Source organism: Shigella sp. FC1661, assembly GCF_001712525.1.
Classification (GTDB): Bacteria; Pseudomonadota; Gammaproteobacteria; order Enterobacterales; family Enterobacteriaceae; genus Escherichia; species Escherichia coli.
This window is the reverse complement of sequence record NZ_MDGW01000145.1, coordinates 1-5,981: the sequence shown is the minus strand read 5'-3', so window position 1 is coordinate 5,981 and position 5,981 is coordinate 1. Positions and strand designations below refer to the sequence as shown.

The window sequence follows — 5,981 nt, the reverse complement described above, 5'->3', positions numbered from 1 at the left end:
CTGAGCCATGATCAAACTCTTCAATTTAAAAGTTTGATGCTCAAAGAATTAAACTTCGTAATGAATTACGTGTTCACTCTTGAGACTTGGTATTCATTTTTCGTCTTGCGACGTTAAGAATCCGTATCTTCGAGTGCCCACACAGATTGTCTGATAAATTGTTAAAGAGCAGTGCCGCTTCGTTTTTTTCTCAGCAGCTCTGGGGTGTACATAATACGCTTTCCCGCTACAGAGTCAAGCATTTTTTTGCTTTTCTCTGTTGAGATTCTCAGGAGAACCCCGCTGACCCGGCGGCGTGTTTGCCGTTGTTCCGTGTCAGTGGTGGCGCATTATAGGGAGTTATTCCGGCCTGACAAGCGAAAAATATAAAAACTTTATCGTTCGCTCATTTTTCAGGCAAAACATCTTAAATATAGTCTTTTCCGTCTAACTTATAGACAAAAACGAGCCCCGAAGGGCTCGTTTTATCATTACTGGACAGCGACAATCCGGTCTTCATTAACTTCCAGGCGAATCACTTTACCCGGAACCAATTCACCAGACAGTATTTGCTGTGCCAGCGGGTTTTCGATCTGCTGCTGGATAGCACGTTTCAAAGGACGTGCACCATAGACTGGATCGTAACCGTTCTCGCTCAGCAGTTTCAGCGCCTCGTCAGAAATGTAGATTTCATAACCACGTTCTTCCAGACGTTTGTACAGACGTTTCAACTGAATCTGCGCAATCGAGGCAATGTGCTGTTCACCCAGCGGATGGAAGACCACCACTTCATCAATACGGTTAATGAATTCCGGACGGAAGTTATGGCTTACCACACCGAGCACCAGCTCTTTCATGTGCGCATAATCCAGTTCACCGAAGCGTTCCTGAATCAAATCGGAACCGAGGTTAGAGGTCATAATGACAACCGTATTACGGAAGTCGACCGTTCTCCCCTGCCCGTCAGTCAGACGACCATCATCCAGTACCTGCAACAGAATGTTGAAGACATCCGGATGCGCTTTTTCCACTTCATCCAGCAGGATGACGGAATACGGACGACGACGCACAGCTTCGGTCAGGTAGCCACCTTCTTCATAACCGACATATCCCGGAGGCGCACCAACCAGACGAGACACCGAGTGTTTCTCCATAAACTCGGACATATCGATACGGACCATCGCCTCGTCGCTATCAAACATAAAGTTCGCCAGCGCCTTACAAAGCTCAGTTTTCCCCACACCCGTTGGGCCGAGGAACAGGAATGAACCAATCGGGCGATTTGGATCCGCCAACCCCGCACGGCTACGGCGAATAGCGTTAGATACCGCATCAACCGCTTCGTTCTGACCAATGACGCGATGGTGCAGTTCTTGCTCCATACGCAGCAGTTTTTCGCGCTCGCTTTCCATCATGCGAGAAACCGGAATCCCCGTCCAACGCGCCAGCACTTCAGCAATTTCGGCGTCGGTCACTTTATTACGCAACAGACGCATAGTTTTGCCTTCGAGCTGCGTTGCGGCTTCCAGTTGCTTTTCCAGTTCCGGGATTTTGCCGTATTGCAGTTCAGACATCCGCGCCAGGTCCCCCACACGGCGAGCCTGTTCAATAGCGATTTTCGCCTGTTCCAGTTCCGCTTTAATGGTCTGCGTACCAGAAAGCGATGCCTTCTCTGCTTTCCACTCTTCTTCTAACTCGGAGTACTGACGTTCTTTGTCGCTCAGTTCTTCGTTGAGCATATCCAGGCGTTTTTTACTGGCTTCATCAGACTCTTTCATTAACGCCTGTTGTTCCAGTTTGAGCTGGATGATACGACGATCGAGTCGGTCGAGTTCTTCTGGTTTTGAGTCAATCTGCATACGAATGCTGGATGCTGCTTCATCGATCAGGTCGATGGCTTTATCCGGCAGCTGACGGTCAGCAATGTAGCGATGAGACAACGTCGCTGCTGCAACAATTGCCGGGTCAGTAATTTGCACATGGTGGTGCAATTCGTAACGTTCTTTCAGGCCACGCAGAATCGCAATGGTATCTTCAACAGAAGGCTCGGCAACAAACACTTTCTGGAAACGACGTTCCAGCGCAGCATCTTTTTCGATGTACTGGCGATATTCGTCAAGCGTCGTGGCACCTACGCAGTGCAATTCACCACGCGCCAGCGCCGGTTTCAGCATGTTTCCGGCGTCCATTGCGCCATCGGCTTTACCCGCGCCGACCATGGTATGTAATTCGTCGATAAACAGGATGACGTTGCCTTCCTGTTTGGCAAGATCGTTAAGCACGCCTTTTAAACGTTCTTCAAACTCACCGCGATATTTCGCCCCAGCCACCAGCGCGCCCATATCCAGCGCCAGTACGCGGCGGCCTTTCAATCCTTCCGGCACTTCGCCGTTGATAATACGCTGCGCCAGACCTTCAACGATGGCAGTTTTACCGACGCCGGGTTCACCAATCAGTACCGGGTTATTTTTAGTACGACGTTGCAGCACCTGAATGGTACGGCGAATTTCTTCATCACGACCAATCACCGGATCGAGTTTGCCCTGTTCGGCTCGTTCGGTAAGGTCGATGGTATATTTTTTCAAAGCCTGACGTTGGTCTTCAGCACCTTGATCGTTCACGCTTTCACCTCCACGCATTTGTTCAATCGCTTGAGTAATGTTGGCGGTGGTCGCCCCTGCTGCTTTCAGGATGTCGGCCAGCGTGCCGCGAGACTCAAGTGCCGCCAGAACGAACAGTTCTGACGAGATAAAGTTATCACCTCGTTTTTGCGCCAGCTTGTCGCAAAGATTAAGAACGCGCACCAGATCCTGTGATGGCTGGACATCACCACCAGTACCTTCAACCTGCGGTAAACGATTTAATGCCTGATTGATATCTGTGCGCAACTGGCCAGCATTTATGCCAGCGGATGTTAATAAAGGACTAACCGAACCCCCTTCCTGATTCAGCAGGGCGCTCATTAAATGAAGTGGTTCGATGAATTGGTTGTCGTGCCCGAGTGCAAGTGATTGGGCATCGGCAAGAGCAAGCTGGAATTTATTAGTAAGACGATCGAGACGCATAACTCCTCCCATAACGGATCAAAGTTGCTACTGGAGATTAAATGAGGTCATCCCTCAATTATTCAAGGTTATTGACCAGATTAATGTGAAAAGAAAATCACGCGTACCGAATCGTCTTGATTCTTTAGGTTATATCAGCCAAATGAAACTTGCCATACGACCGGTGGTCTTGTCGCGACGATAAGAGAAGAAAGTCTCATTTTCCGTATATGTACAACGGTCGCCGCCGAAAATTTGCTCAACACCCACGTTCGCCAGACGCTGCCGGGCAAGCTGATAAATATCCGCCAGATACTTATCACCATGCTGAATGAAAGCTGCACTTGCTTTAGCGTCTACTGCCATAAACGCCTCGCGAACCTCCGCCCCCACTTCGAACGCGCGTGGACCAATTGCCGGCCCTAACCAGGCGAGAATGTTTTCAGGTTTATCAGCAAAACAGGAAACCGTCTCTTCCAGCACGCCTGCGCACAGTCCACGCCAGCCAGCATGAACGGCGGCGACTTCCGTTCCCGCTCGATTGCAAAACAGCACAGGGAGGCAGTCGGCAGTCATCACTGCGCAAACCGTGCCGGGCGTATTGCTATAAGAGGCATCCGCCCGTTTTGAGGCATAAGGTTCGCCAGTGAGCTTAAGCACATCTTTGCCGTGTACCTGCTCAAGCCAGACCGGTTTTGAAGGCAAATTTCCCGCAGCAAAAAGTTGCTTGCGATTCTCCTCTACGTGCTCCGGGTTATCACCACAATGAGCGCCAAGGTTGAGAGAGTCGTAAGGTGGCAAGCTCACGCCGCCGATACGGGTAGAGCTACAGGCCGCAACACCTTTTGGCAGCGGCCACTGCGGGACAATCAGCTTACTCATAACCAGTCCACTTCATCCTTATGCTCTTCGAAATCGGCGCGCATAACCTCAATCAACTCCACCATATCTTCTGGAATAGGCGCATGCCATTCCATTTCGATGCCGGAGATCGGGTGATAAAGACGCAGCATAGTTGCATGAAGCGCCTGGCGGTCAAACTTACGCAGCGTGGAGATAAACGCTTCCGAAGCACCTTTTGGCGGACGCGGACGGCCACCATAAACCGGATCGCCCACCAGCGGATGGGTAATATGCGCCATATGCACGCGGATCTGGTGCGTACGTCCGGTTTCCAGACGCAACCGCAGACGCGTGTGCACACGGAAGTGTTCCATGATGCGATAGTGAGTGACCGCCGGTTTGCCCATGGGATGCACCGCCATGTGAGTACGTTTGGTCGGGTGGCGGCTGATTGGTTCATCTACTGTACCGCCAGCGGTCATATGACCAATTGCCACCGCTTCATACTCACGAGTAATTTCACGCCTTTGCAAAGATTCGACTAAACGCGTCTGAGCCGGAACGGTTTTTGCCACAACCATCAGGCCAGTGGTGTCTTTATCCAGACGATGGACGATGCCCGCACGCGGTACATCGGCAATGGGCGGATAATAATGAAGCAACGCATTCAGTACCGTGCCATCCAGGTTACCCGCGCCAGGATGTACCACCAGGTCGCGCGGTTTATTAATGACGATGATATCTTCATCTTCATAGACAATATCCAGCGGGATATCCTGCGGTTCAAAACGCGCTTCTTCTTCAATCTCAGCGTTGATGGCAACCTGCTCGCCACCCAATACTTTTTCTTTCGGCTTATCACAAACTTTGCCGTTTACCAGCACGCGCTGGTCGAGGATCCATTCTTTTATTCGCGAACGTGAATAATCCGGGAACATTTCGGCCAAAGCCTGATCTAAGCGTTGACCGAGTTGGTTTTCGGACACCGTTGCAGTGAGCTGTACTCGTTGTGCCATATATACTGCTTCTTCGTTTATCGTTGGGGTTTTACGGCTTTGCCGTTTAATATAGTGTGCTATTGTAGCTGGTCTTAACCGGGAGCAGGAACAGAGAATCTCCCGTATTACATTTTGAGGAAAGTCAAAACGTCATGACGCGCATGAAATATCTGGTGGCAGCCGCCACACTAAGCCTGTTTTTGGCGGGTTGCTCGGGGTCAAAGGAAGAAGTACCTGATAATCCACCAAATGAAATTTACGCGACTGCACAACAAAAGCTGCAGGACGGTAACTGGAGACAGGCAATAACGCAACTGGAAGCATTAGATAATCGCTATCCGTTTGGTCCGTATTCGCAGCAGGTGCAGCTGGATCTCATCTACGCCTACTATAAAAACGCCGATTTGCCGTTAGCACAGGCTGCCATCGATCGTTTTATTCGCCTTAACCCGACCCATCCGAATATCGATTATGTCATGTACATGCGTGGCCTGACCAATATGGCGCTGGATGACAGTGCGCTGCAAGGGTTCTTTGGCGTTGACCGTAGCGATCGCGATCCTCAACATGCACGAGCTGCGTTTAGTGACTTTTCCAAACTGGTGCGCGGCTATCCGAACAGTCAGTACACTACCGATGCAACCAAACGTCTGGTATTCCTGAAAGATCGTCTGGCGAAATATGAATACTCCGTTGCCGAGTACTATACAGAACGTGGTGCATGGGTTGCCGTCGTTAACCGCGTAGAAGGCATGTTGCGCGACTACCCGGATACCCAGGCTACGCGTGATGCGCTGCCACTGATGGAAAATGCATACCGTCAGATGCAGATGAATGCGCAAGCTGAAAAAGTAGCGAAAATCATCGCCGCAAACAGCAGCAATACATAACAGAAACCTGAAACACAAAACGGCAGCCCTTGAGCTGTAATGCCGATCAGTTAAGGATCAGTTGACCGATCAAGTGGCTGTGTAAGAATCCGGAAACGCTCACTTGTTTCCGGATTTTTTTATGCACATTGGACAGGCTCTTGATCTGGTATCCCGTTACGATTCTCTGCGTAACCCACTGACTTCTCTGGGGGATTACCTCGACCCCGAACTCATCTCTCGTTGCC

General features: G+C 50.4%; 5 protein-coding genes. 2 read left to right on the top strand and 3 right to left on the bottom strand.

The window, feature by feature from the left end; all coding sequences use genetic code 11:
• Positions 1-470: 470 nt before the first annotated feature.
• The 3 genes from clpB to rluD form a co-directional block, all read right to left on the bottom strand.
• Positions 471-3,044, bottom strand: a complete 2,574-nt coding sequence (clpB, locus tag BFF42_RS10065; RefSeq protein ID WP_012421651.1) for an ATP-dependent chaperone ClpB — start codon at positions 3,042-3,044, stop codon at positions 471-473.
• Between the two features lie 129 nt (positions 3,045-3,173).
• Entirely contained in the window at positions 3,174-3,905 is a 732-nt protein-coding gene (gene yfiH, locus BFF42_RS10060; protein ID WP_000040159.1) for a purine nucleoside phosphorylase YfiH, read from the bottom strand.
• The gene (gene rluD, locus BFF42_RS10055) at positions 3,902-4,882 is read right to left on the bottom strand and encodes a 23S rRNA pseudouridine(1911/1915/1917) synthase RluD (protein WP_000079103.1); all 981 of its coding nucleotides are present in this window, start codon (positions 4,880-4,882) and stop codon (positions 3,902-3,904) included. Before rluD ends, yfiH begins: the two co-directional genes overlap by 4 nt.
• Before the next feature lie 134 nt (positions 4,883-5,016).
• Between rluD and bamD the strand changes: the two genes are divergently transcribed.
• Positions 5,017-5,754, top strand: a complete 738-nt coding sequence (bamD, locus tag BFF42_RS10050; protein ID WP_000197686.1) for an outer membrane protein assembly factor BamD — start codon at positions 5,017-5,019, stop codon at positions 5,752-5,754.
• A 103-nt stretch (positions 5,755-5,857) separates the two neighbouring features.
• Positions 5,858-5,981: hypothetical protein (locus BFF42_RS27655; RefSeq protein ID WP_227894989.1), on the top strand; the 124-nt coding region annotated here is incomplete at its 3' end.

Coding starts and splice junctions, on each gene's coding strand:
- bamD (WP_000197686.1), top strand. CDS start 5,017: ATGACGCGCATGAAATATCTGGTGGCAGCCGCCACACTAAGCCTGTTT.
- yfiH (WP_000040159.1), bottom strand. CDS start 3,905: ATGAGTAAGCTGATTGTCCCGCAGTGGCCGCTGCCAAAAGGTGTTGCG.
- clpB (WP_012421651.1), bottom strand. CDS start 3,044: ATGCGTCTCGATCGTCTTACTAATAAATTCCAGCTTGCTCTTGCCGAT.
- rluD (WP_000079103.1), bottom strand. CDS start 4,882: ATGGCACAACGAGTACAGCTCACTGCAACGGTGTCCGAAAACCAACTC.